We start from the raw sequence: 24,211 nt of genomic DNA, 5'->3' as shown, positions 1-24,211 counted from the left end.
GTTTCAGCCATGGAAGGTCCCCGTCTGGAGCCGGTCGATATCGACCGGCTGGTGGCGAATGTCGGCAACGAGATCGGCGTGTCGCCCTGGCGCACGGTCACCCAGGGCATGATCGACATGTTCGCCGAAGCGATCGACGACCACCAGTTCATCCATGTCGACCCGGTGCGCGCCGCCGAGACGCCCTTCGGCGGGACGATCGCCCATGGCTTCCTGACGCTGTCGCTGCTCTCGGCGTTTTCCTATGAATCGATCCCGCCGCTGGCGAATGCCGAAATGGGCGTCAATTACGGGTTCGAGAAGGTTCGCTTCGTCACCCCGGTGAAGACCGGCGCGCGGGTGCGCGGCCGCTTCGTCCTTGCCGACGTCAATGTGCGGCCATCGGGCTGGATACAGGTGGCGACCGATGTGACGGTGGAGATCGAGGGCGTCAAGAAGCCCGCCTTGACGGCGCGCTGGCTGACGCTCGCCGTCCTGCAACGCGAGGAAGCACGGGCATGAGCGATCCCAACGCGCTCGACGCGGCAACGCTCGCCCCCTATCTGGAAGCCGCGATCCCGGGCTTTGCGGGGCTCGGTGATATCAAGAAGTTCAATGCCGGCCAGTCGAACCCGACCTACCTTTTGACGGCGAAGAGCGGACGCTACGTGCTGCGCGCCAAGCCGCCGGGCGAACTGTTGAAATCGGCCCATCAGGTCGACCGCGAATTCCGCGTCATGAAGGCGTTGGCCGGGACCGGCGTGCCGGTGCCCAACATGGTCCACCTCGCCCCCGAGGATTCGCCGATCGGGCGTATGTTCTACGTCATGGATTTCGTCGACGGGCGCATCTTCTGGGACCCTGCCCTGCCGGACGCGAAGGACAATGCCGAGCGCAAGGCGATCTATGACGACATGAACCGGGTGCTGGCGGCGCTCCATTCGGTCGATGTCGAGGCGGCCGGGCTTGCCGATTTCGGCCGGCCGGGCAGCTATTTCGACCGCCAGTTCGCGCGCTGGTCGAGCCAGTACCGGGCGTCCGAGACGGGCCGCATCGAGGACATGGAAACGCTGCTCGCCTGGCTCGAGGCCCATGCGGTTCCCGATGACGGCGTCGTCTCGCTCGTCCATGGCGACTACCGGCTCGACAACATGATCTTCGCGGCCGACGCACCGAAGGTGGTCGCGGTGCTGGACTGGGAACTGTCGACGCTCGGCCATCCCTATGCGGACCTTTCCTACCAGTGCATGCAGTGGCGCCTGCCGCACACATCCGCCTTCAAGGGCCTGGGCGGCATCGACCGCAAGGCGCTCGGCCTGCCGACCGAAGCCGAATATGTCGAGGCTTATTGCGAGCGCCGCGGCATTGTCGGCATCGACAACTGGACCTACTACGTCGCCTTCTCCTTCTTCCGCCTCGCGGCGATCTGCCAGGGTGTCTACAAGCGCGCGCTCGACGGCAACGCATCCAACCCGGAAAAGGCGAAGACCTACGGCCAGGCGGTGACGCTTCTGGCGGAGCTGGCCGTCGAAACCATCAAGACCGGCAAGTGAGCCGGCAGAGCGGGGAACATGACATGAAGCGTTATGAGGGGCTGACGGCGATCGTCACCGGCGCGGGCGGCGGCTTTGGCAAGAGGCTCGCTGAGCGGCTGGCCGAGGAGGGCGCCAATCTCGTCCTCTCGGACATCCGCGAGGCCCAGCTGAATGCCGTTGCTGACCCGTTCGGGGACAAGGCGGCGAGCCTTGCGGGCGACGTGGCGCATGAGGAGCATTCACGCGATCTCGTCGAACTGGCGCTGGCGCGCTTCGGACGTCTCGACGTCGCCTTCAACAATGCCGGCATCGCGCATGCCTTCTCGAAGCTGCCGCTGATGGATTCGGAGGAGGCGCGGCGCGTCATCGACATCGACCTGATGGGCGTCTTCTACGCCATGAAGCACCAGTTGCCGGTGCTGGAGCGGCAGTATCGCCGCGACGGATCGAAGGGCGCGATCGTCAATGTCGCATCGGTCGCCGGCATCGCCGGCGCGCCTCGGCTCAGCGTCTATTCGGCGGCCAAGCACGGCGTCGTCGGCCTGACGCGCTCGGCGGCGGCCGAATATGCCTCGAAGGGCATCCGCATCAATGCCGTCTGCCCCTCCTATGCCCGCACGCCGATGGCGACGGACGCGCTCGGCGCGCTGGGCGAGGACGCCGCGTCGGGCGAGAAGGAACTGGTGCGCGGCGTGCCGATGCGCCGGCTGGCCGAAATCGACGAGGTGATCGAGGTGATGCTGTTCGCCGGCTGTCCGCAGAACTCCTTCATGACCGGCCAGACGCTTGCAGCCGATGGCGGCATAACGGCGATTTAACCCTGTTTGGAAAAGCCGCCGGCGCGAGCCGGTTTATTCCCTCCCACGCCGGCCATGCTGCGCCGCCTAAATGCTAATTTAAGGTCTCCCCGCTCATCTTGGCCCAACAGGCATTGGGGCAGCGTCGGGGCAATCGATGGGCGGGCTTTCGGACCAGAAAAGCAATCGCAGGGGGTTGCGGCGGATACGCGCCAGCCATCTGCACCTGCTGCTCGCCACCATCGTCGTGGTCGCCGCCGCGATCTTCGCCCTTCACCAGAACCAGAACGTCTTCGACCAGAAGCTGCGCTCGGACGTGCTCTCCAAGGCGAGCCTCGTGCGTGCCAAGCTTGAAGGCTCGATCAACGCCAACATCCAGCTCGTGCGCGGCCTCGTGGCCTCGATCGAAACCAATCCGCAAATCGAGCAGGCCGAGTTTTCCGAACTGGTCGGCAGTCTCCTGACGCAGGAACTGCAGATCCGCCACATCGCCGCCGCGCCGGATCTCGTGGTCAAGCTGATCCATCCGATCGAAGGCAATGAACGGGCGGTCGGGCTCGACTACCGGACGAGCGAATCGCAGCGCGGTGCGGTCTTCCAGGCCCGCAATTCGGGCGGGCTGGTGCTCGCCGGCCCCGTCGACCTGGTGCAGGGCGGACAGGGCTTCATCGGCCGCTTCCCCGTCTTCTCGCGCAATGCGATGGGCGTTCGCGAATTCTGGGGCATCGTCTCGGCGATCGTCGATGTGGAACAGCTTTACCGCCAGAGCGGCCTTCTCGACGAGGACCTCGCCATCGAGATCGCCATCGTCGGACGCGATGCCGCCGGTATTCGCGGCGACCGCTTCTTCGGGCCCGCCTCGATCCTCGCCGACGACCCGGTGACCGTCGACGTCCTGCTGCCTTCGGGCACATGGCAGATCGCCGCCCGCCCGAAGGGCGGCTGGGACCAGCCGATCCCCGGCCGCGGGCAGCTCTATGCCTGGCTGATCGCCGCCGCCCTTTTGGTGCTCGGCCCGACCTTCATCATGGGCCGCCTGATGGACGAGCGCCAGCGCAACATCGCCGACATGCGCGAGCGCAAGCTGGAACTCGAACGCCTGTCGCGCCGGCTGCGCCTCGCCGTCCAGGCCTCGCGGATCGGCATCTGGGAGATGGACGTCCAGAACGGCGAACTCATCTGGGACGACCGGATGAACGAGCTCTACGGCTATCCGCAGGATGCCGGCATCCGCAACTATCCCTTCTGGGCACGTCGCCTGCATCCCGACGACAAGGTGCGCGCGGAGGCAGACTTCTCCGCCGCCATGCGCGAGACCGGCCGCTACCACTCCGACTACCGCCTGATCCTCGACGACGGATCGATCCGCCACGTTCGCGCCATCGGTTCGGTGTTCCAGGACGAGACCGCGCCGCCGCGGATCGTCGGCGTCAACTGGGACGTGACCGAGGATGTCGAGCGGGCCGAGGCGTTGAACATGGCGGTCCTCCTTTCGGAGGCACGCAACGCCGAGCTGGAATCGATCCGCGAACGGATCGAGTTCAATGCCCTGCACGATTCGCTCACCGGCCTTCCCAACCGGCGCTATCTCGACGAGACGATCGCCGAACATGCAAAGGCCTTCGCCGAAGGCCGGGAGGTGGCGGCGATCCTGCAGATCGACCTCGACCGCTTCAAGGAAATCAACGACACGCTCGGCCATGCGGCCGGCGACGCGATGCTCGTCCATGCCGCCAACGTCCTGCGCCATGCGGTGTGGCCGACCGACTTCGTGGCGCGCGTCGGCGGCGACGAATTCGTCGTCGTGCGCCGGGCGCGCAATGCCGCGCTGCTTTCGGCGGAGAGCCTTGCCGACCTGGCCGCCACGATCATCGTCAAGCTTCAGGAACCGACGCTCTATGAAGAGCACGAATGTCGCATCGGAGGCTCGGTCGGCATCGCGGCCGATACCGACACGATCGCCGACGCGACCCGCCTTCTCGTCAATGCCGACATCGCGCTCTACCGGGCCAAGCGGAATGGACGCAACTGCTTCCAGTTCTTCTCCGAGGAACTGCAGGCCGAGATCATCACCACCAAGCAGATAGCCGACGACATCCGCTCGGGCCTCGAGCGCGGCGAGTTCGTGCCGCACTACCAGCCGCAATTCGACGCCCAGACCTTCGAGATCATCGGCGTCGAGGCGCTGGCGCGCTGGGAACACCCGCAAAGGGGCCTGCTCGCTCCCACCTATTTCCTCAAGGTCGCCGAGGAACTCGACGTCGTGCAGGAGATCGACAGCCGGATGCTGGAGGCGACCGTCGCGCAGCTCGGCGTGTGGGAGTTGCAGGGGCTGCGCGTGCCGCAGGCCTCGGTCAACGTGTCGGCGCGACGTCTCCACAATGCGGACCTGCTCGCGGGGCTGCGCAAGATGCAGATCGAACCGCGGCGGATCGCCTTCGAACTGGTGGAATCGATCTTCCTCGACGAACATGACGACCGGCTGATGGCGCATGTCGACGAACTGAAATCGATCGGCATCGACGTCGAGATCGACGATTTCGGCACCGGCTACGCCTCGATCGTCTCGCTGTTGAAGCTGAAGCCGCAGCGCCTGAAGATCGACCGGCAGCTCGTCCAGCCGATCGTCGGCTCGCTCGCCCAGCGCCAGCTTCTCGGCTCGATCATCGAGATGGGCCACTCGCTCGGCATCCAGGTGCTGGCCGAAGGCGTCGAGACGATGGAGCACGCCCACATCCTCCAGCGCCTCGGCTGCGACGCGCTGCAGGGCTATGCGTTGGCAAGGCCGATGCCCGCCCGCGAACTCATCGCCTTCGCCAATGAGCAGCGGCTGAGGAAAGCGTCCTAAGCGTCGCGCGCGGCTTCCGTGAGGAAGGTGAAGGCATAGTCGGCGAAGGACCGCCAGCACTCGACGCGGAATTCGTCGTCCCCGGTGCGGAAAAGCACGATCTCGGTCTTATGCAGGATGGTGCGCGAGGCGGCGCCTGCCGGGAATGCGGCGAGCGAGAGATCCTGCGGGCAGCCGGCATTGATGGCTGTAGCTGCGCCCTTCCCCGAGACGACGAAGGCCGCGTTGCGGTGCGAGACGTCGACGGCGGAATGGAAGGCGGCGACGGGCTTCAGGAGCGCCGCGAGGTCCGCGCCGGTCTCGTCGATGACGAGCCATTCGTCCGGGCCGAGCCAGAGCGCGTGGCGCGCGTTGGCGGAAGCGGTGGTTTTTGGCTTGGTCGGGAGAGTGAGGCCGAGCGCGGATGAAAGCGCGGCGACGCTTTCGGATGGAGCGCGCAGCGACAGGCGCGATGCCGGCGGCGCGACGGTGACCGTGGCGTTCGACGCGGCGGTCTGGCGGCCGGCGAGGATGGGGCGGCGGGTGGCTTGAGAAGCTGTCATGGTCATGCCTTGAATCTTGCCGCAGCGAAATCATTGGAAGGAAGCGCTCTACGTTGCCCCCCTCTGTCCTGCCGGACACCTCCCCCGCAAGGAGGGAGATCACGCACGGCGAAGACGAGATTGATCTCCCCCCTCGCGGGGGAGATGGGCGGCAGCCCAGAGGGGGGCGCGACAGGGCTGGCTGTTTCCAAATTAGCCATTCAACCGCTCCCCGCTCTCATCGAGGAACACCGTCCCCGTCACCTCCACCTCGATCACCTTCCCCGGCATCGGCACGAACAGCCGCTTACCGATCAACGAGCGTCCATCGACGACCAGCGCGAGTGCGATGGAACGGCCGCAATTGGGGGACCAGTAGCTTGAGGTGACGTGGCCGATCATCTTCATCGGGATCGGCTGTTCGGGGGTGGCGACGATCTGCGCGCCTTCTTCGAGGACGACGTTCGGATCGACGGTCTTGAGGCCCACGAGCAGCTTGCGGCCGGTGCCGACGAGGTCGGGGCGCTTCAGGCCGCGAATGCCGACGAAGTCGGTCTTCTTCTTGCCGATCGCCCAATCAAGCCCGGCATCCTGCGGTGTGACGGTGCCGTCTGTTTCCTGGCCGACGATGATGTAGCCCTTTTCGGCGCGCAGGACGTGCATCGTCTCGGTGCCGTAAAGACAGGCGCCTTGCTTCTGCGCCTCGCCCCAGACGGCTTCCAGAACGCTTTCGCCGAAATCGGCCGGCACGTTGATCTCGAAGCCGCGTTCGCCGGTGAACGACATGCGGAAGAGCCGGGTCGGCACGCCGCAGATCGTGCCCTCGCGCACGGACATGTGCGGCATGGCGGCGTCCGAGATGTCAATGCCCTCGACGAGAGGTGCGATGATGTCGCGGCTCTTTGGCCCCTGCACCGCAATCACCGCCCACTGCTCGGATGTCGAGGTGAGATAGACTTTCAGATGCGGGAATTCGGTCTGGAGGTAGTCCTCCATGTGGTTCATCACGCGTGCGGCGCCGCCGGTCGTCGTGGTGACGTGGAAGCGGTCTTCGGCAAGGCGGCCGACGACGCCGTCATCGTAGATGAAGCCGTCCTCGCGCAACATGATGCCATAGCGGCAGCGGCCGGGCTCGAGCTTCGCCCAGGGGTTGGTGTAGAGGAGTTCCATGAACTGGGCGGCGTCCGGGCCGACGACTTCGATCTTGCCTAGGGTCGAGGCATCGAAGATGCCGGCCGACTGGCGCACGGTCTTCGATTCGCGCGCGACGGCCTGGTGCATGTCCTCGCCCGCCTGCGGGAAGAACCAGGCGCGCTTCCACTGGCCGACATCCTCGAACACCGCGCCGTGGCCTTCGGCAAAGCCGTGCATGGCGGTGCGGCGCGTCGGATCGAACAGGCTGCCGCGCGAATGGCCGACGATGGCACCGAAGGTGACCGGCGTATAGGGCGCGCGGAAAGTGGTGAGGCCGACCTGCGGGATCGGCTTGCCGAGCGTCTCGGCGGCGATGGCAAGGCCGTGCATGTTCGACGTCTTGCCCTGGTCGGTGGCCATGCCGTTGGTGGTGAAACGCTTGACGTGCTCGATCGAGCGCATGCCTTCGCGCACGGCAAGGCGGATGTCCTTGGCGGTGACGTCATTCTGGAAATCGACGAAGGCCTTGACGGTGGTGTCAGCGTCCGCACCGGGACCGGTGCCGAGGAAGTTGCCGGTCCAGTTTTCGGAGGTCGAGGCGGCGGGGCGGTTGGCCTTCGAGCCCTTCGTCGCCTTTTTCCCCGCTTCATAGGCCTCGTCGATGACGGCCTGCAGCGTATCGGTGCCGTTGCTGGCGCCGACGGAGACGCAGTCCTGCGCGTAAGTGCCGGGCAGGAAGCGCTGGGTGGCGTCGTCGAACGTGACCTTGCCGCGCGATTGCGAGAACAGGTGGACGGAGGGCGTCCAGCCGGACGACATCAACAGCGCATCGACCGGAATGACACGCGTCGTGCCGCCCGATTTCGGCGCGACGGCCATGGAGGCGATGCGCAATTTGCCGCCGGTCTTGACGACGCCGTGGCCGGTGAGGATTTCGATGCCGAGCACGCGGGCCTCGTCGATGGCGGAGCCCTGCGGCGCGTCGCGGATGTCGACGATGGCAGCGATGGAAACGCCGGCTTTTTTCAGATCGATGGCGGCAGCATAGGCGGAATCCGTCGCGGTGTAGACGCCGACATTTTTGCCGACCGCGACGCCATAGTGGTTGAGGAAGGTGCGCGCAGCGGAGGCCAGCATGATGCCCGGCCGGTCATTGTCGGCGAAGACCATGTGCCGCTCGATCGCGCCGGTGGCGATGATCACCTTGGCGGCGCGTACCTGCCAGAGGCGCTCGCGCGGCAGGTCTTTGCCGGGATTGGCAAGGTGGTCGGTGACGCGCTCGACCAGCCCGACGAGGTTCTGCGCGTAGTAGCCAAAGGCAGTGGTGCGCGGCAGGACGCGGACATTGTCCATGGCCTTGAGCTTCGAAAGGCTGGACTGCGCCCAGTCCCAGCCGCCCATGCCGTCGATCTCGGCGCCCGTCTCGAAGCGCAGAGCGCCGCCGAATTCGGCCTGCTCATCGGCGAGGATGACACGCGAGCCGCCGGAAGCTGCCGCGAGCGCCGCCGCGATGCCGGCCGCGCCGCCGCCGATCACCAGCACGTCGCAATGTGCGTAGAACGAGGAATAGTGGTCCGGATCGGGCTGGTCCGGCGCGACGCCGAGCCCGGCCGCGCGGCGGATGAAGGGCTCGTAGACTTTGTCCCACGCGGCCTTCGGCCACATGAAGGTCTTGTAGTAGAAACCGGCCGAGAACATCGGCGAGCCGAGATCGTTGGCCTCGCCGATGTCGAAGGCAAGCGAGGGCCAGCGGTTTTGCGAGACGGCGGTGAGGCCGTCATAAACCTCCTGCACCGTGGCGCGCACGTTCGGCGTCTTGCGGGCGGCATCGCGGTGGATGCCGACGAGCGCATTCGGCTCCTCCGCGCCGGCGGAGAGGAAGCCGCGCGGACGGTGGTATTTGAAGGAACGGCCGACGAGATGGACGCCGTTGGCGAGCAGCGCGGAGGCGAGCGTGTCGCCCTGAAGGCCCTGGTAGGACTTGCCGTCGAAGGTGAAGCGGGCGGTGCGCGCGGGGGTGAGACGTCCGGCGTCGCCGATGCGGAAGGTTTCGGTCATTGTTCGATCTCCGCACCCGTTTGCGCGCTACGTTGCCCCCCTCTGTGCTGCCGGACATCTCCCCCGCGAGGGGGGAGATCACGCAGTGTCGATGACGCGACTAATCTCCCCCCATGCGGGGGAGATGTCCGGCAGGACAGAGGGGGGCGCGACGGGGTGCGAACGATCATTTCAATGCTCCGTTCGCGGGCGCCATCAGCGTGATTTCCGGCTTCGGCTCGCCGGCCTTGTAGGTCAGGTGGAACTTGTCCGTCACCGTATCCCGCGCGGCGTTGAAGAAGCGGCCGCAGCCGTGGATGTGACGCCAGCGCTCGAAGATCAGGCCTTTCGGGTTCTGGCGGATGAAGAAGAACTTCTCGAACTGGTCGTCGCTCAACTCACTCATCTCGGTGGAGCGTGCGATATGCGCTTCGCCGGCATGGCGGAATTCGAGCTCGGGGCGCTCTTCCTCGCAATAGGGGCAGCGGATGAGAAGCATGGGATATCCCTAGTGCGCGACGGCGGCGGCGGCCGCTTCGTCGATGAGGCGGCCGGTGCGGAAGCGTTCGAGGTGGAACGGCGCGTTGATCGGGTGCGGGTTGTCGTTGGCGATGGTGTGCGCGAAGACGTGGCCCGAACCCGGCGTCGCCTTGAACCCGCCCGTGCCCCAGCCGCAATTGACATACAGCCCCGGCACCGGCGTCTTGGCGAGGATCGGCGAACGGTCCGGCGTCACGTCGACGATGCCGCCCCACGAGCGCAGCATCTTCATGCGCGTGAACATCGGGAACATCTCGCAGATCGCGTCGAGCGTGTGGTTCAGGATATGGAACCCACCCGTCTGTGAGTAGGAAGTGTACTGGTCGGTGCCCGCGCCGATGACGAGCTCGCCCTTGTCGGACTGCGAAATATAGGCGTGGACCGTGTTCGACATGACGACGCAGGGGAACACGGGCTTGACCGGCTCGGAGACGAGTGCCTGCAGCGGGTAGCTCTCGAGCGGCATCCTGACGTCGGCCATCTGCATGATGACGGAGGAATGGCCTGCCGCGACGACGCCGACCTTCTTGGCCCCGATGAAGCCGCGCGAAGTCTCGACGCCGGTGACGTGGCCGTTCGACGAGCGGCGGATGCCGGTGACCTCGCAATTCTGGATGATGTGGACGCCGCGATCGGCCGCCGCGCGGGCATAGCCCCAAGCGACGGCATCGTGGCGCGCCGTGCCGCCGCGGCGTTGCAGCGCTGCGCCCATGACCGGGTAGCGCGCGGACTTCGAGATGTTGAGCGGCGGGCAGAAGTCCTGCGCCTCCTCCGGCGTCAGCCATTCATTGTCGACACCGTTGAGGCGGTTGGCGTGGATGTGGCGCTTGAAGACCTGCACGTCGTGGACGTTGTGCGCCAGCATCATGACGCCGCGCGCGGAATACATGACGTTGTAGTTCAGATCCTGCGAAAGCCCGTCCCACAGCTTGACGGCGTGATCGTAGATGCCCGCGCTCTCGTCATAAAGGTAGTTGGAGCGGATGATGGTCGTGTTGCGGCCGGTATTGCCGCCGCCGAGCCAGCCTTTTTCCAGCACCGCGATGTTGGTGATGCCGTGATGCTTGGCGAGGTAGTACGCTGTCGCCAGCCCATGCCCGCCGGCGCCGACGATGATGACGTCGTATTCGGACCGCGGCTCGGGCGAGGACCATTGTTCTTCCCAGCCCTTGTGGCCGCGAAGCGCCTCGCGGGCGATGGCGAAGACCGAATATTTGCGCATGGGGCTCGTGCCTCGCGGACGGTTGGAAAGCGCCATCAGGGAGAACCAGAATGGCGAAGCTATGACTAGCGAAAAGCGCCGATCCGCCTTGCGCTGATTGCGACTTCGATTGCCCGTTTGCGCCGCGCGGATTTGCCTGCGACGAATTGGCCGGTTGCATGCCTTCCCGCCCCTCGGCGATTTCCGCTCGACAAGGGGTGTGGGTGGTGATATGAGCCGCACCGAACCGTGGTGCGTGCCACGGGCGCAATTCGTTGCGCTTATGAATTTTGACAGATCCACGGTAACGAACAGGAACGCACGTGCAGGTACTCGTCCGCGACAACAACGTTGATCAGGCGCTACGCGCGCTCAAGAAGAAGATGCAGCGCGAAGGTATCTTCCGCGAGATGAAGATGCGCGGCCACTACGAGAAGCCGTCCGAGAAGCGCGCCCGCGAAAAGGCTGAAGCCGTTCGCCGCGCCCGCAAGCTGGCCCGCAAGCGCGCCCAGCGCGAAGGCCTGGTCGGCGGCGGTCGCGCTCCGGCCGTCGCGGCGCGTTGATCCGCCGCTTTTTGGTCTCTATTGCCGAATTATAAGAGGTGGCGCGAGCAATCGCTGCCACCTTTTTTCATTGTCCGCGTTTGACCCAACGCAGCCTTGCTTGCAAAATCCGAACCGGGGGAACCAGCCGATGATCTCGACCGCGCGCCACGCCAAGCGTACCGCCACCGCCTTCGCTCTCGTCTCCGTGCTGGCGCTCGCCGCCTGCCAGACCGCGCCCGAAACGATGTCGACGGTCTCGCCGATGGACGCCGCCCAGACATCGACGGAGAACATCTCCTCGCTGACCGCCGTCATCGAGCGCTCCCCGCAGGACCCCGAGGCCTACAATGTGCGCGGCTCGGCCTATGGCCGCGGCGGCCGCAATGCGGAGGCGCTGGCCGATTTCGACCGCGCGATTCAGCTCAATCCCGGCTTCTTCCAGGCCTACAACAACCGCGCGCTGATCCATCGCAACATGGGCAATCAACAGGCCGCGCTCGCTGACTACAACCAGGCACTCCAGCTCAATCCGAACTACGATGCCGCCTATATCGGCCGTGGAAATCTCTACCGGCTCGCCGGCAACGCAAACAACGCGTTCCAGGATTTCGAGCGCGCCATCCAGCTCGATACGACCGATCCGCGCGCCTACTACAATCGCGGCCTGCTCTACCAGACACGGACCCAGCACGATTTCGCCATTTCCGATTTCGCGCAGTCGATCTCGCTGGCGCCGAGCGCAGCCGAGCCCTACACGGCGCGCGGCCTATCCTATCTCGCGATCAACAATGAGGACAACGCGCTCGCCGACTTCAACACGGCGCTGAACCTCGACAAGTCCAACGCCGAGGCCTGGGCCTATCAGGCGGTGATCCTCGAGCGTCGCGGGGAAAATCAGCGCGCCTCGCGCTCCTACGCCGAAGCCGTCCGGCTCGACCCGAACCTGTCGGTCGCCGCCGAAGGCCTGCGACGCACGCGGCCTTCGTAACGTAACCGGAACGAACTTCTCCCCGTTCGGTTGTCAGCCAGACACTCGAACGGGAGATTTCACATGATCCGCACGCTGATCGCCGCCGCCCTCGTGGCCGGCACCGCTGCCACCACCGCCCATGCGCAGGACACCCGCGCGGAAATGGGCATGCTCGAATGCGCCATCGAAGGCGATGTCGGCCTGATCTTCGGCTCCTCGCGCGACATGCAATGCGCCTTCACCCCCGCCGACGGGCGCCCGCCTGTGCAGTTCGTCGGCGTCGTCAACAAATACGGCCTCGATGTCGGCGTGACGAGCGCCGCCGTGATGCAATGGGCCGTGCTCGCGCCGACCGCGGCAGAACTGTCGCCGGCCGCACTTGCCGGTGACTATTATGGCGCCTCGGCGGAAGTGACGGCGGCTGTGGGTGGCGGGGTCAATTTGCTGGTCGGCGGGTCGAACGAATCGGTGATGCTGCAGCCCTTGAGCGTGCAGGCGCAGACGGGGCTGAACGTCGCGCTCGGCGTGACGGAGTTCAAGCTGCGGGCGCTGTAGAGCGCGCTGATCGAAAAAGCAAAAACCCGGCTTTACAGCCGGGTTTTTTCCGCTTTGCCTCAGTGGTGCATCGCCTTGACGATTTCCTCGGTCATTTTCTTGGCGTCGCCGAGCAGCATCATCGTGCCGTCCTTGTAGAACAGCGTGTTGTCGATGCCGGCGTAGCCGGAGCCGAGCGAGCGCTTGACGAAGAGGCAGGTGCGGGCCTTGTCGACGTCGAGGATGGGCATGCCGTAGATCGGCGAGGACTTGTCGTCGCGCGCGGACGGGTTGGTGACGTCGTTGGCGCCGATGACGTAGGCGACGTCGGCCTGGGCGAATTCGGAGTTGATATCCTCGAGTTCGAAGACCTCGTCATAGGGCACGTTGGCTTCGGCGAGGAGCACGTTCATGTGGCCGGGCATGCGGCCAGCGACCGGGTGGATCGCATATTTGACTTCGACGCCATTGGCCTTGAGCGTGTCCGCCATTTCGCGCAGCGCGTGCTGCGCCTGCGCGACGGCCATTCCGTAGCCGGGAACGATGATGACCTTCTGCGCGTTCATCATCAAATACGCGGCGTCGTCGGCCGAGCCCTGCTTGACGGTGCGCTCGATCCCGTCATCGGCGCTCGCGGCAGCCGTCTCGCCGCCGAAGCCGCCGAGGATGACGGAGATGAAGGAGCGGTTCATGCCCTTGCACATGATGTAGGAGAGGATCGCGCCCGACGAGCCGACCAGCGCGCCGGTGATGATGAGCGCGAGATTGCCGAGCGTGAAGCCGATGCCGGCCGCGGCCCAGCCCGAATAGGAGTTGAGCATCGAGACGACGACCGGCATGTCCGCGCCGCCGATCGGGATGATGATCAGGACGCCGAGCGCCAGCGCCAGAATGACGATCAGCCAGAAGGCGAGCGTCGACTGCGTCATGACGAGGACGACGACGAGCAGGACGAGCGCGGTCGCGATGGCCGCGTTCACCATGTGGCGCGCGGGCAGCATGATCGGCTTGCCGGACATACGCCCGTCGAGCTTCAGGAAGGCGATGATCGAGCCGGTGAAGGTGATGGCGCCGATGGCGACGCCGAGCGACATCTCGATCAGTGCCTGGGTGTGGATGTGGCCGACCGTGCCGACGCCGAAACTTTCCGGCGAATAGACGGCGGCGGCCGCGACCAGCACGGCGGCAAGGCCGACCAGCGAATGGAAAGCGGCGACGAGCTGCGGCATGGACGTCATCGGGATGCGCTTGGCGATCACCGCGCCGATGCCGCCGCCAATGGCGATGCCGACGACGATCATCAGGAAGCCGCCTAAGGTCGGACGCGCCAGAAGCAGCGTGGTGACGATGGCGATGCCCATGCCGACCATGCCGTAGAGATTGCCCTGGCGGCTGGTGGTGGGGTGCGACAGGCCGCGCAGCGCCATGATGAACAGGACGCCGGAGACGAGGTAGAGGAAGGAGGCGAAGTTCTCGCTCATCGAATGCGCCTCACTTCTCTTTTTTCTTGTACATGGCAAGCATGCGGTGGGTGACGAGGAAGCCGCCGAAGATGTTCACCGATGCGAGGATGAGGGCGATGAAACCGAAGCCGGTCGCGAGGCCCGAGGCCGAGATGCCGACCGCCAGAAGCGCGCCGACGACGATGACCGACGAGATGGCATTGGTGACGGCCATCAAGGGCGTATGCAGCGCCGGCGTCACCGACCAGACGACGTAGTAGCCGACGAAGATCGCCAGGACGAAAATGGCGAAGCGGAAGACGAAGGGGTCGATCGCGCCGCCCGTCGCCGCCGCAGCAGCATGGCCGGCCACTTCGGCGGTTTCGAGATCGGAGAAGGCGAGCCGCAGCGCCGCGGTTGCCTGTTCGAGCTGCTCGATGGCGCGTTCCATCGCGGTCATTTCCATCACGCATCCCCCTTCTTCGAAGCGGATTTCGGCTTGGGTGCGGGTTCCACAGGCTCAGCGGGCGCGGCCTCGGCCTTGGCGAAATTCGCGTGGACGACCTGGCCCTCGTGGGTCAGGAGCGTCGCCTTGACCAGTTCCTCGTCCGGCTTGATCGCGAGCGTCTTCGTTTCCTTGTCGACCAGCGTCTCCAGGAAGGCGAAGAGGTTCTTGGCGTAGAGCAGCGAGGCGGAGGCGGCGACGCGGCCGGCCATGTTGAGATGGCCGACGATCTTGACGCCGTTGGCGGTCGTCACGACTTCACCCGCCTTCGCGCCCTCGACATTGCCGCCGCGCTCGACCGCGAGGTCGACGATGACCGAGCCGGGCTTCATCGAGGCGACCATCTCTGCCGAGATCAGGCGCGGCGCGGGCCGACCGGGAATCAGCGCGGTGGTGATGACGATGTCCTGCTTGGCGATGTGCTCAGCCGTCAGCGCGGCCTGCTTCGCCTGGTATTCCTTCGACATTTCCTTGGCATAGCCGCCGGCGGTCTCGGCCGCCTTGAACTCTTCATCCTCCACGGCGAGGAACTTCGCGCCGAGCGAGGCGACCTGTTCCTTGGCGGCGGGGCGAACGTCGGTCGCGGTGACGACGGCGCCCATGCGGCGCGCGGTCGCGATCGCCTGCAGGCCGGCGACGCCGACGCCCATGATGAAGATCTTGGCGGCGGGCACGGTGCCGGCCGCGGTCATCATCATCGGCAAGGCGCGGTCATATTCGGCCGCCGCGTCGACCACGGCCTGGTAGCCGGCGAGATTGGCCTGCGACGAGAGGATGTCCATCGACTGCGCACGCGTGATGCGCGGCATGAATTCCATCGCGAAGGCGGAGATGCCGGCCTTGGCCATGGCGGCGACGGCGGCGTCGTTGCCGTAAGGGTCCATCGCGGCGATGACCGCGGCGCCCTCTTTGTAGGATTTGAGTTCGGTATCGTTTGGGCGGCGAACCTTGAGGACGATGTCGGCGGTCGATGCGTCGGCAGTCGAGCCGATGCGCGCACCGGCCTTCTCGAACTCGGCGTCCGGGATGCGCGAGGCGGTGCCCGCGCCAGCTTCGACGACGACGTCGAGGCCGAGCCCCTTCAGCCGCTTGACGGTATCGGGCGATGCCGCGACGCGCGGTTCTCCACCCTCGACTTCTCTCGGTACGAAAACGATCTGCGACATTGGCCCCTCCCTGACTGCCGATCCTCACTCCCCGGCGGAAACGATCCGCCGCGACGACCGTCAGCGCAACAGGATCGCGCCGAGGCCGCAGATGAGCAGGAAGAGGATGGTCGAGGAGATGAAGCCGGCTGCCGTGAAGAAGCCGAACGCCATGGCGATCAGGAGCGCGACCACGGCGAGCGTGCCGTATTTCGCGAATTCGAGAAAGAGCGAATAGGTCTTCTCGTGCTCGTGATAGTCCATTTCCGCGCCCATCTCGAGCGGGCCGGAATGATGTTCTTCTGCCATGGAAGGCTCCCTCGCAATTCTGTCGTTCGCTGATAACGAAAAGCGTGATTGAGGGCAATGGCAGGATTGTCGCGGAAACTAGCCTACGATGTCTGGAAAGAGGCCGATGAGGCCGATGACGATGAGATAGAGCGCGACGATGTAGTTGAGCAGGCGCGGCATGATCAGGATGACGACGCCGGCGATGAGCGAGATCAAGGGTGTCAGTGCGAGATCGGGCATGGAAAATATCCGTGAATGAAGTCCCTGCGGTGAATAGCTAGGCGCACATCGCGGCGCGGCAAGCATATCGCTGCGTCAGCCGTCTAGGCCGCGACGCGATACTTCGCCGTCGGCAGGACGGTGAGCGGCGTCAGTTCGCCGGCGTCCGGGCGCTGGAAGAGAAGCCGACGTTCGGCGAAGGTGGAGCGGAAGAACGGGTATCGCGCCACCGTCTTCGCCATGTTCTCCTCGCAGTTCGACTCGTAGAGCATGACCGGCACGGTGAAGGGCGGATAGGGCCGCGCGAGGCCGACCTGCGCCGAGCCGAAGATGCGCTTGTAGAACGCGACATGCTCGTCGCGGATCAGGCAGACGCAGCTCGTGGAATCGAAATAGGTATTTGCGATGACCGCGAGGCGCAGCGTGAGATAAGGAAGCAGCCGGAACGAGCCGGCGACCGATGGATCGGCCGTGAACTGGCCCGGATTGACGAAGGTCTCACCGGCGGCAAGCCGCGGCTCCAGCATGTCCGAATAGACCCGCATGACGGGCCCCCAGGGCTCGGCGGCGGTGATGTGGTGAAGACGGACGGTCGAGACGAGTTCGCCGTCGATGAAGACGCCGAAACGGTAGCTGTTCGGCGTGTCGTCCATCGCATCGCAGATGCGCTCGTTTTCAGCTTCCCCGACGAGGCCGTAGGCCTTGTACGCCTTGTAGCGGAGGCGGTAGATCGCCTCGAGATCCTCGCCGCTTTCGCAGCGCCGATATTCCGTCCGCTCCAGAAGAGCCGACACGCTGCGCGCGAATGCCGACCCTTGGCCGTCGCCCGATTGCCCCTCGCCCGAAACGGACCCGCCGTCTGCCTCGGCACGCAGTGCCGCTGCCTGTCCTGTCATGCCACATTCCCCCGTACCGCCATTAACCGAATGGTAACTGCGTATCGACTGTTCCAAAACCCCGAAACTGCGACTTGATTCATTTACCTATGGTTAAGGTTAACGGCTTGACTGCCATGAAAGGTTGAAAATGACCCGGCAAGTCCATCCGGCGCTCGACAAATTTTCACAGCGCCCCTAGAGCGACGCTCACAGATTGGGGGATTTTCGAATGACGACGATCGATGCGGTTCTGGAGCGTGGCGGCACCGGGCCTTTCCAACGAAGGCTGCTCGGGGTCTTCGGACTGGTGTGGACGGCCGACGCCATGCAGGTGCTGGCGGTGGGCTTCACCGCGGCGTCGATCGCGGCGACCTTCGGGCTGACGGTGCCGCAGGCGCTGCAAACCGGGACGCTTTTCTTTCTCGGCATGCTGATCGGCGCGGCGGTGTTCGGGCGCCTTGCCGACCGGTTCGGGCGCCGGCGCATCCTGATCGGCACGGTGGCGATGGATGCGGTGTTCGGCATCGCGTCGGCCTTCGCGCCGGATTTCCAGACGCTGCTCTTCCTGCGCTTCATGACCGGGCTTGCGGTCGGCGGCACGCTGCCGGTCGACTATGCGATGATGGCCGAGTTCCTGCCGCCCTCGCGGCGCGGGCGCTGGCTGGTGGCGCTCGAAGGCTTCTGGGCGGTCGGCACCGTCGCCGTGGCGCTGACCGCGTGGGCGGCGGCTTCGGCGGGCGTGGCGGATGCCTGGCGGGTGATCTTCTTCGTCACCGCGCTGCCGGCCATCGTCGGCATTTTCCTGCGCTTCTGGATACCCGAATCCCCGATGCACCTGATGCGCCAGGGCAAGGAGCCAGAGGCGCGCGCGGTGATGGACAAGGTGCTGGTCGCCAACGGCAAGACGCCGCTCGGCGAGACAAAGCTGACGGCGACGCCCGCCGCATCGAGCGTCGGCCTCCTGTCGCCGGCGCTGCGGCGTCGCACGATCCTGATCCTGGCCTGCTGGTTCCTCGTCTCGATCTCCTATTACGGCATCTTCGTGTGGATGCCCGCGCGGCTGGCGACCGAGGGCTTCGGCTTCGTGCGCGGCTACGGCTTCCTCGTCCTCGTCGCCCTGGCGCAGATCCCCGGCTATGCGCTCGCCGCCTACGGAGTCGAAAAATGGGGCCGGCGCACTACGCTGACGCGGTTCCTCGTTCTGAGCGCGGCGGGTTGCGCGCTCTTCGTCATCGCCGCCACACCGGCGCTGATCGCGACGGCGCTTCTGCTGATGAGCTTTGCGCTTCTCGGCACATGGGGCGCGCTCTACGCCTTCACACCCGAACTCTACCCGACCGCCTCGCGGGCGACGGGCATGGGTGCCGCCGGCGCGATGGCGCGCCTAGGTGGGCTCCTCGCGCCCTCCGTCGTGGTCTACCTGTTCATCGAGAGCACGGCGGCGGCGATCGGCCTTTTTGCCGGTCTTCTGCTGGTGGCGGCGATTGCGGCGCGGGCGATCGACGTCGAGACGCGGCGGGCAGCACTCGCGTGAATTGTGGATCGCGTTCCACAAGATGTTGACGCGATCCGCAAATACCCATCTATATGCGGTGGTCATGGGTCTTCCGGGCGGGCAACCGCCCGGGAGCTAAGAGGGAAGCCGGTGCGCGAAAATGCAATGCCGGCGCTGCCCCCGCAACTGTAAGCAGTGAGCTTGCGTCGATTGATGCCACTGGTGCCGCCGGCACCGGGAAGGCCGACGAGAGCTGTGACCTGCGAGCCAGGAGACCTGCCCTGACGGCTTGAACGAACCTCGGGCGGGGTGTCCCGGTGGTGCGTGTGCCGCGGGCGATCGATTCACCCCGTCAAAGCATGCGTGCGCCCTCCCCCGTCCGCCATCGCCACGGGGATTAAGATGCAGGGCATTGCCACACGACCATTCAGCGGAGCCGTCCCGGTTCCGCATTTCATCGCAGATCCAACCGACGAGGTCGGCCATCGCGTCATCAGGCGCGGCGGCGCGCTGACGCCGTTCGATCCGAACAAGATCGCGGTCGCGCTGACCAAGGCGTTTCTCGCCGTCGAGGGGACGGGCGCGGCCGGCTCGCGGCGGGTTCACGACGCCGTCGAGGAATTGACCGCGCAGGTGGCATCGGCGCTCGCAAGGCGGGGCGGCGAAGCACGCATCGTCCATATCGAGGACATCCAGGACCAGGTCGAACTGGCACTGATGCGCGGCGAGCATCACAAGGTCGCGCGTGCCTATGTGCTCTACCGCGAAGAACGCGCTCGCGAGCGGCTGGCGGCCCGGCCGAAGACGGCAGATCGGGCACCGGTGCTCAACGTCAAAGCTGCCGACGGCAGCCTCGCGCCGCTCGACGAGGCGCGGCTGACGGCGCTCGTCAACGAGGCCTGCGCGGGGCTCGCCGCGGTTTCGCCGGAGCCGATCCTGACCGAGACGCGGCGCAATCTCTATGACGGCATCACGCTCGACGAACTCTCGCTGGCACCAATCCTCGCCGCGCGGGCATTGGTCGAGACCGACCCGGATTACAGCCACGTATCCGCACGACTGTTGCTCGACCGGCTGCGGCGCGAGGCGCTGAGCTTCGTTGCCGGGCGGCCGGACGCGGCGACGCAAGGCGAGATGGCGGAGCGATATGCGGAGTACTTTCCCGGCTTCATCGGGGCAGGCATCGATGCCGGGCTGATCGATCCGGAACTTGCGCGTTTCGACCTTGCACGCCTGGGCGCTGCGCTGAGGCCGGAGCGCGATCTGAACTTCCAGTATCTTGGGCTGCAGACGCTCTACGACCGCTATTTCCTGCACACGAAGGGCAAGCGTTTCGAGCTGCCACAGGCCTTCTTCATGCGCGTGGCGATGGGGCTTGCCTTGCGTGAGATCGACCGCGAGGCACGTGCGATCGAGTTCTATGATCTGCTTTCGTCCTTCGACTTCATGGCGTCGACGCCGACCTTGTTCAATTCGGGCACGACGCGTCCGCAACTATCCTCGTGTTTTCTTACGACCATCGGCGACGATCTCGATGCGATCTTCAAGGGCGTGAAGGACAATGCGCTGCTGGCGAAATATTCCGGCGGGCTCGGCAATGACTGGACGCCGGTGCGCGGCCTCGGCGCACATATCAAGGGGACCAATGGCGAGAGCCAGGGCGTGGTGCCGTTCCTGAAAGTGGCGAACGACACGGCGATCGCGGTCAACCAGGGCGGCAAGCGCAAGGGCGCGGTCTGCGCCTATCTCGAGACCTGGCATGTCGACATCGAGGAATTCCTCGACCTGCGCAAGAACACCGGCGACGACCGGCGACGCACGCACGACATGAACACGGCGAACTGGGTGCCGGACCTGTTCATGCAGCGCGTGGAGGCGAATGCCGAGTGGACGCTGTTTTCGCCGGACGAGGTGCCGGATCTGCACGATCTTTATGGAGCGGCCTTCAAGGCGGCCTACGAGGCGCATGAGGCAAGGGCTGCGGCGGGCGAGATTGCGGTGTTCCGTACGGTGCGCGCGGTCGATCTGTGGCGGCGCATGCTGACCATGCTGTTCGAGACCGGCCATCCGTGGATCACCTTCAAGGACCCTTGCAACATCCGTTCGCCGCAGGGCCATGTCGGCGTCGTGCATTCGTCGAACCTGTGCACCGAGATCACGCTCAACACGTCCAAGGACGAGGTCGCGGTGTGCAATCTGGGTTCGGTGAACCTGCTCAATCACGTCAGCGAAGCCGGCCTCGACATGGCGCGGATGGCGAAGACTGTCACGACCGCGATGCGGATGCTCGACAATGTCGTCGACATCAATTTCTACACGATCCCCGAGGCACGGAAATCGAACCTTCGCCATCGCCCGGTCGGGCTCGGGCTGATGGGTTTTCAGGACGCGTTGCAGGCGCTGCGCATTCCCTATGCCTCGGATGCAGCGGCGGATTTCGCGGATCGATCGATGGAGGCGATCAGCTATCACGCGATCTCGGCCTCGGTCGATCTGGCGGCCGAACGCGGACGCTATCCAAGCTTCGACGGTTCGTTGTGGTCGAAGGGGATATTGCCGATCGATTCGATCCGGTTGCTCGAAGAAGCGCGGCCGGGGGTCGAGATGGACGCGCGCGCGACCCTTGACTGGAACGGACTGCGCGAGCGGGTGAAAACGGTCGGGATGCGCAACTCCAACACGATGGCGATCGCGCCGACGGCGACGATCTCCAACATCTGCGGCGTGTCGCAATCGATCGAGCCAGCCTACCAGAACCTGTTCGTGAAATCGAACATGTCGGGCGATTTCACCGTCGTGAACGCGGCGCTGGTGCGCGATCTGAAGGCGCGCGGGCTGTGGGACGAGGTGATGATCTCGGACCTGAAATACTTCGACGGTTCGGTGGGGCAGATCGACCGCATTCCCGATGATCTGAAGGCGCTTTACGCGACTGCTTTCGAGATCGACAGCGTCTGGCTGATCGAGGCCGCGTCGCGGCGTCAGAAATGGATCGACCAGGCGCAGTCGCTCAATCTCTACATGGCGAACCCGTCCGGCAAGGCGCTCGACGCGCTCTATCGGCTGGCGTGGCGGAAGGGGCTGAAGACGGCCTACTATCTGCGCGCGCGCTCGGCGACCCATGTCGAGAAATCGACTTTGAAGGGCACGGACGGGAAGCTCAACGCGGTGTCGGCGGCGCCGATCGTGATCGATCCGGGTGCGGCTTGGGGCAAGGCTTGTGCGGTGGACGATCCGGATTGCGAGGCGTGTCAGTAGCGCCTCCGCTCGACGTTCCCTCCACCCTCTCCGTCACGCTTCGCGTGTCACCTCTCCCCCTTCGGGGGGAGGAAACGCCGTCGCCGGCCCTGACGCCTTTCCTCGCCCCCGGAGGAGGAGAGGTGGCGCGGGCGCAGCCCGCGACGGAGAGGGGGAGTTCCAGCAAATAGATATCAGGATTTCCCAATGCTCAACCTATCCGCTCCCCTCCCCGCCTCCGACGCGACTGGCCTTGGCGCCATCGAGCGCGGCGGTGCGCGGGTCGCCATCGACGACAAGCGCATGATCAACGCCCGCGCCGACGTGAACCAGCTTCTGCCGCTCAAGTATCGCTGGGCGTGGGAGAAATATCTTGCCGGCTGCAACAATCACTGGATGCCGACCGAGGTCTCGATGCAGGCCGACATCACGCTCTGGAAGTCGAAGGACGGGCTGACCGAGGACGAGCGGCGAATGATCAAGCGCAATCTCGGCTTCTTCGCCGCCTCGGAATCGCTTGTCGCGAACAACATCGTGCTCGCCATCTACCGGCATCTGACGAACCCGGAATGTCGGCAATATCTGCTGCGGCAAGCCTTCGAGGAGGCGATCCACACGCATACGTTCCAGTATATCGTGGAAAGCCTGTCGCTCGACGAGGGCGAGCTCTTCAACATGTATCGCGAGGTGCCGTCGATCACCGACAAGGCGGCATGGGCGCTGAAACACACACAGTCGCTCGACGATGCCGATTTCAAGACCGGAACGCCGGAGACCGACACCGCCTTCCTGCGCGACCTCGTGGCCTTCTACGTCATTTTCGAGGGCATTTGGTTCTATACCGGCTTCGCGCAGATCCTGTCGCTGGGCCGGCGCAACAAGATGGTCGGCATCGCCGAGCAGTACCAGTACATATTGCGCGACGAGAGCATCCACCTGAATTTCGGCATCGACGTCATCAACCAGATCCGGCACGAAAACCCGCATCTGTGGACGGCGGCGTTCCAGGAGGAAATCCGCGGAATGATCGCCGATGCGGCCGAACTCGAAGCCGCCTATGGCCGCGATACGATGCCGCGCGGGTTTCTCGGGCTGAACGCGGCGCTGTGCGAGCAATATATGCGCTTCATCGCCAACCGGCGCTGCGCGCAGCTCGGTCTCGCGCCCGTCTTCGCCGAGACGGAAAACCCGTTTCCCTGGATGTCGGAGGCGATGGATCTGAAGAAGGAGAAGAACTTCTTCGAGACGCGGGTGATCGAGTATCAAAGCGGCGGGGCGCTCTCCTGGGACTGAGCCTCAGCCGACGTTGAGGCTCTTGCGATATCCTCCCGGCGCCTTTCCGAACCGGCTTTTGAACAGGCGGGTGAAATGGGCGAGGTCGCCGAAACCACGCGCGAAGCAGATCTCGGCGATCGATGCCTGCGGGCCTGCCGACTGAAGGTCCTCGCGCGCAGCTTCGAGCCGCATGTCGCGCACCCACTGGCCGAGCGTCTGGTTGGTGTCGCGGAAGATCTCGTGGAGATAGCGCACGGAAATGCCGCAGCGCCGCGCGATCAGTTCGGGATCGAGGTCGCGGCGGTGAAGATTGGTGCGCACGAAGGTTTCGACGCGCGACAGATGCGCGGCGCGGACGCTCGACTGGCCGGAGGTGAGCGTGCGCTCGTCGGCGCGGATGGAGAGCGCGAGGAGGTCGACGAGTTGCTGGCCGACCGCATCGCGCGCCTCTTCGCTCATCGAGCCGATCTGGGTGGGAATCTGGTGCAGCATGGCGACGAAGAGGCCGGAGACGCCGTCCGATCCGTTGAACTGCATCCCGTAGAAGCGTTCGGGCGCGCGAATGCGGCCGCGCAGCGCGGCGGCGTCGACCTTCATGACCCAAAGGTCCGAGCGCTCGCCATAGCTGAACTCGTAGGGCTCGTGGCCGCATTCGATGATGTAGCCGCCCGGCGCGCAGGTGACGTCGCGCCCGGCTTGCGAAAAATAGACCGGCGCACGGACAGGGACGGTGATCAGGAGCTGTTCGTCGCTTTCGCCGCGCAGATGGCGTGGCAGGCGGTGATAGGCAAGCGCCTCGGAACGCAGGCGCGACAGCGAGACGCCGCCGAGCGTCCATTTCGCGAGGTGGCCGGTGAAGCGTTCGGGATCGCGGAATTTCAGATCGAGCGGAAAATAGGCATGGGCGATCGCCTGATGCCAGTGGGCGCTGCGGCTGGCGGGATCGACCCCGCGTGTCGTGATGACGTCCATCTGCGTCCTCTCCCAACCTGACCTTATGGCAGGTCTCCGCACCTGACAAACGCTTCATGGACGACTGCGCTGACGGTCAAGAAATCGCGCGCTCCTCGTCAAAGACGTGCG

At 65.3% G+C, this 24,211-nt stretch carries 21 protein-coding genes and 1 riboswitch; of the genes, 10 read left to right on the top strand and 11 right to left on the bottom strand.

Translation table 11 applies throughout. The features are described 5' to 3' along the window. Nucleotides 1-9 precede the first annotated feature (9 nt). The 4 genes from ACT6QU_RS13295 to ACT6QU_RS13280 all read left to right on the top strand — a co-directional run bounded on the left by ACT6QU_RS13295 (nucleotide 10) and on the right by ACT6QU_RS13280 (nucleotide 5,159). Entirely contained in the window at nucleotides 10-501 is a 492-nt protein-coding gene (locus ACT6QU_RS13295; protein ID WP_029660512.1) for a MaoC family dehydratase, read from the top strand. Then, nucleotides 498-1,532, top strand: coding sequence for a phosphotransferase family protein (locus ACT6QU_RS13290; RefSeq protein WP_444565014.1), 1,035 nt, complete (start codon nucleotides 498-500; stop codon nucleotides 1,530-1,532). The genes ACT6QU_RS13295 and ACT6QU_RS13290 overlap by 4 nt, the downstream gene beginning before the upstream one ends. Before the next feature lie 23 nt (nucleotides 1,533-1,555). Further along, complete coding sequence (locus ACT6QU_RS13285; RefSeq protein ID WP_444565013.1) at nucleotides 1,556-2,332, top strand: SDR family NAD(P)-dependent oxidoreductase; 777 nt, start codon at nucleotides 1,556-1,558, stop codon at nucleotides 2,330-2,332. A gap of 136 nt (nucleotides 2,333-2,468) precedes the next feature. Continuing rightward, nucleotides 2,469-5,159, top strand: a complete 2,691-nt coding sequence (locus tag ACT6QU_RS13280) for a bifunctional diguanylate cyclase/phosphodiesterase (protein ID WP_444565012.1) — start codon at nucleotides 2,469-2,471, stop codon at nucleotides 5,157-5,159. Here ACT6QU_RS13280 and ACT6QU_RS13275 read toward each other — a convergent pair. The 4 genes from ACT6QU_RS13275 to ACT6QU_RS13260 form a co-directional block, all read right to left on the bottom strand. Next, on the bottom strand, nucleotides 5,156-5,707 hold the full coding sequence (locus ACT6QU_RS13275) for a sarcosine oxidase subunit gamma (RefSeq protein ID WP_444565011.1): 552 nt from the start codon (nucleotides 5,705-5,707) through the stop codon (nucleotides 5,156-5,158). The genes ACT6QU_RS13280 and ACT6QU_RS13275 overlap by 4 nt on opposite strands. Nucleotides 5,708-5,893: 186 nt before the next feature. Then, on the bottom strand, nucleotides 5,894-8,872 hold the full coding sequence (locus ACT6QU_RS13270; RefSeq protein WP_444565010.1) for a sarcosine oxidase subunit alpha: 2,979 nt from the start codon (nucleotides 8,870-8,872) through the stop codon (nucleotides 5,894-5,896). A 166-nt stretch (nucleotides 8,873-9,038) separates the two neighbouring features. Continuing rightward, nucleotides 9,039-9,350, bottom strand: coding sequence for a sarcosine oxidase subunit delta (locus ACT6QU_RS13265; RefSeq protein ID WP_444565009.1), 312 nt, complete (start codon nucleotides 9,348-9,350; stop codon nucleotides 9,039-9,041). A 9-nt stretch (nucleotides 9,351-9,359) separates the two neighbouring features. Continuing rightward, nucleotides 9,360-10,613: a sarcosine oxidase subunit beta gene (locus tag ACT6QU_RS13260; RefSeq protein WP_444565008.1), complete on the bottom strand. Its 1,254-nt coding sequence runs from the start codon at nucleotides 10,611-10,613 to the stop codon at nucleotides 9,360-9,362. A 302-nt stretch (nucleotides 10,614-10,915) separates the two neighbouring features. Between ACT6QU_RS13260 and rpsU the strand changes: the two genes are divergently transcribed. From rpsU to ACT6QU_RS13245, 3 genes are all read left to right on the top strand, one after another. After that, a complete protein-coding gene (gene rpsU, locus ACT6QU_RS13255) occupies nucleotides 10,916-11,155 on the top strand; it encodes a 30S ribosomal protein S21 (protein WP_024587796.1) in 240 nt (79 codons plus the stop codon). Between the two features lie 130 nt (nucleotides 11,156-11,285). Beyond that, complete coding sequence (locus tag ACT6QU_RS13250; protein WP_444565007.1) at nucleotides 11,286-12,125, top strand: tetratricopeptide repeat protein; 840 nt, start codon at nucleotides 11,286-11,288, stop codon at nucleotides 12,123-12,125. Nucleotides 12,126-12,188: 63 nt separating this feature from the next. After that, nucleotides 12,189-12,662, top strand: a complete 474-nt coding sequence (locus tag ACT6QU_RS13245; protein ID WP_444565006.1) for a DUF992 domain-containing protein — start codon at nucleotides 12,189-12,191, stop codon at nucleotides 12,660-12,662. A 59-nt stretch (nucleotides 12,663-12,721) separates the two neighbouring features. On the opposite strand, the gene ACT6QU_RS13240 is transcribed toward ACT6QU_RS13245, so the two are convergent. The 6 genes from ACT6QU_RS13240 to ACT6QU_RS13215 form a co-directional block, all read right to left on the bottom strand. Continuing rightward, nucleotides 12,722-14,122 (bottom strand): NAD(P)(+) transhydrogenase (Re/Si-specific) subunit beta, encoded by a 1,401-nt coding sequence (locus tag ACT6QU_RS13240; protein ID WP_444565005.1) that lies wholly within the window; start codon nucleotides 14,120-14,122, stop codon nucleotides 12,722-12,724. Nucleotides 14,123-14,132: 10 nt separating this feature from the next. Continuing rightward, entirely contained in the window at nucleotides 14,133-14,549 is a 417-nt protein-coding gene (locus ACT6QU_RS13235; protein WP_444565004.1) for a proton-translocating transhydrogenase family protein, read from the bottom strand. Continuing rightward, nucleotides 14,549-15,754, bottom strand: a complete 1,206-nt coding sequence (locus tag ACT6QU_RS13230) for a Re/Si-specific NAD(P)(+) transhydrogenase subunit alpha (protein WP_444565003.1) — start codon at nucleotides 15,752-15,754, stop codon at nucleotides 14,549-14,551. The genes ACT6QU_RS13235 and ACT6QU_RS13230 overlap by 1 nt, the downstream gene beginning before the upstream one ends. 60 nt (nucleotides 15,755-15,814) lie before the next feature. Then, nucleotides 15,815-16,042 carry an aa3-type cytochrome c oxidase subunit IV gene (locus ACT6QU_RS13225; RefSeq protein ID WP_024587802.1) on the bottom strand — a complete coding sequence of 76 codons (228 nt, stop codon included), beginning with the start codon at nucleotides 16,040-16,042 and terminating at the stop codon, nucleotides 15,815-15,817. 78 nt (nucleotides 16,043-16,120) lie between these two features. Further along, nucleotides 16,121-16,264, bottom strand: coding sequence for a DUF3096 domain-containing protein (locus ACT6QU_RS13220; protein ID WP_081718996.1), 144 nt, complete (start codon nucleotides 16,262-16,264; stop codon nucleotides 16,121-16,123). Between the two features lie 83 nt (nucleotides 16,265-16,347). After that, complete coding sequence (locus tag ACT6QU_RS13215; RefSeq protein ID WP_024587803.1) at nucleotides 16,348-17,139, bottom strand: N-acyl amino acid synthase FeeM domain-containing protein; 792 nt, start codon at nucleotides 17,137-17,139, stop codon at nucleotides 16,348-16,350. Nucleotides 17,140-17,350: 211 nt separating this feature from the next. On the opposite strand from ACT6QU_RS13215, the gene ACT6QU_RS13210 reads away from it, so the two are divergent. The 3 genes from ACT6QU_RS13210 (at nucleotide 17,351) to ACT6QU_RS13200 (ending at nucleotide 23,146) form a co-directional block, all read left to right on the top strand. After that, a complete protein-coding gene (locus ACT6QU_RS13210; RefSeq protein WP_444565002.1) occupies nucleotides 17,351-18,655 on the top strand; it encodes an MFS transporter in 1,305 nt (434 codons plus the stop codon). 48 nt (nucleotides 18,656-18,703) lie between these two features. Then, nucleotides 18,704-18,914, top strand: a riboswitch (cobalamin riboswitch). A gap of 104 nt (nucleotides 18,915-19,018) precedes the next feature. Further along, complete coding sequence (locus tag ACT6QU_RS13205; protein ID WP_444565001.1) at nucleotides 19,019-21,874, top strand: ribonucleoside-diphosphate reductase subunit alpha; 2,856 nt, start codon at nucleotides 19,019-19,021, stop codon at nucleotides 21,872-21,874. Between the two features lie 186 nt (nucleotides 21,875-22,060). Next, the gene (locus ACT6QU_RS13200) at nucleotides 22,061-23,146 is read left to right on the top strand and encodes a ribonucleotide-diphosphate reductase subunit beta (protein WP_444565000.1); all 1,086 of its coding nucleotides are present in this window, start codon (nucleotides 22,061-22,063) and stop codon (nucleotides 23,144-23,146) included. Nucleotides 23,147-23,149: 3 nt separating this feature from the next. Here the strand turns inward: ACT6QU_RS13200 and ACT6QU_RS13195 are convergent, their stop codons facing one another. Further along, a complete protein-coding gene (locus ACT6QU_RS13195) occupies nucleotides 23,150-24,100 on the bottom strand; it encodes an AraC-like ligand-binding domain-containing protein (protein WP_444564999.1) in 951 nt (316 codons plus the stop codon). Nucleotides 24,101-24,211: the final 111 nt, after the last annotated feature.

It is taken from the genome of Aliihoeflea sp., assembly GCF_052435475.1.
Lineage (GTDB): Bacteria > Pseudomonadota > Alphaproteobacteria > Rhizobiales > Rhizobiaceae > Aliihoeflea.
Note: the sequence above shows the minus strand (reverse complement) of the source record. Positions and strands in the feature narration are given on the sequence as shown.

Coding starts and splice junctions, on each gene's coding strand:
- ACT6QU_RS13295 (WP_029660512.1), top strand. CDS start 10: ATGGAAGGTCCCCGTCTGGAGCCGGTCGATATCGACCGGCTGGTGGCG.
- ACT6QU_RS13290 (WP_444565014.1), top strand. CDS start 498: ATGAGCGATCCCAACGCGCTCGACGCGGCAACGCTCGCCCCCTATCTG.
- ACT6QU_RS13285 (WP_444565013.1), top strand. CDS start 1,556: ATGAAGCGTTATGAGGGGCTGACGGCGATCGTCACCGGCGCGGGCGGC.
- ACT6QU_RS13280 (WP_444565012.1), top strand. CDS start 2,469: ATGGGCGGGCTTTCGGACCAGAAAAGCAATCGCAGGGGGTTGCGGCGG.
- ACT6QU_RS13275 (WP_444565011.1), bottom strand. CDS start 5,707: ATGACCATGACAGCTTCTCAAGCCACCCGCCGCCCCATCCTCGCCGGC.
- ACT6QU_RS13270 (WP_444565010.1), bottom strand. CDS start 8,872: ATGACCGAAACCTTCCGCATCGGCGACGCCGGACGTCTCACCCCCGCG.
- ACT6QU_RS13265 (WP_444565009.1), bottom strand. CDS start 9,350: ATGCTTCTCATCCGCTGCCCCTATTGCGAGGAAGAGCGCCCCGAGCTC.
- ACT6QU_RS13260 (WP_444565008.1), bottom strand. CDS start 10,613: ATGCGCAAATATTCGGTCTTCGCCATCGCCCGCGAGGCGCTTCGCGGC.
- ACT6QU_RS13250 (WP_444565007.1), top strand. CDS start 11,286: ATGATCTCGACCGCGCGCCACGCCAAGCGTACCGCCACCGCCTTCGCT.
- ACT6QU_RS13245 (WP_444565006.1), top strand. CDS start 12,189: ATGATCCGCACGCTGATCGCCGCCGCCCTCGTGGCCGGCACCGCTGCC.
- ACT6QU_RS13240 (WP_444565005.1), bottom strand. CDS start 14,122: ATGAGCGAGAACTTCGCCTCCTTCCTCTACCTCGTCTCCGGCGTCCTG.
- ACT6QU_RS13235 (WP_444565004.1), bottom strand. CDS start 14,549: ATGGAAATGACCGCGATGGAACGCGCCATCGAGCAGCTCGAACAGGCA.
- ACT6QU_RS13230 (WP_444565003.1), bottom strand. CDS start 15,754: ATGTCGCAGATCGTTTTCGTACCGAGAGAAGTCGAGGGTGGAGAACCG.
- ACT6QU_RS13225 (WP_024587802.1), bottom strand. CDS start 16,042: ATGGCAGAAGAACATCATTCCGGCCCGCTCGAGATGGGCGCGGAAATG.
- ACT6QU_RS13220 (WP_081718996.1), bottom strand. CDS start 16,264: ATGCCCGATCTCGCACTGACACCCTTGATCTCGCTCATCGCCGGCGTC.
- ACT6QU_RS13215 (WP_024587803.1), bottom strand. CDS start 17,139: ATGACAGGACAGGCAGCGGCACTGCGTGCCGAGGCAGACGGCGGGTCC.
- ACT6QU_RS13210 (WP_444565002.1), top strand. CDS start 17,351: ATGACGACGATCGATGCGGTTCTGGAGCGTGGCGGCACCGGGCCTTTC.
- ACT6QU_RS13205 (WP_444565001.1), top strand. CDS start 19,019: ATGCAGGGCATTGCCACACGACCATTCAGCGGAGCCGTCCCGGTTCCG.
- ACT6QU_RS13200 (WP_444565000.1), top strand. CDS start 22,061: ATGCTCAACCTATCCGCTCCCCTCCCCGCCTCCGACGCGACTGGCCTT.
- ACT6QU_RS13195 (WP_444564999.1), bottom strand. CDS start 24,100: ATGGACGTCATCACGACACGCGGGGTCGATCCCGCCAGCCGCAGCGCC.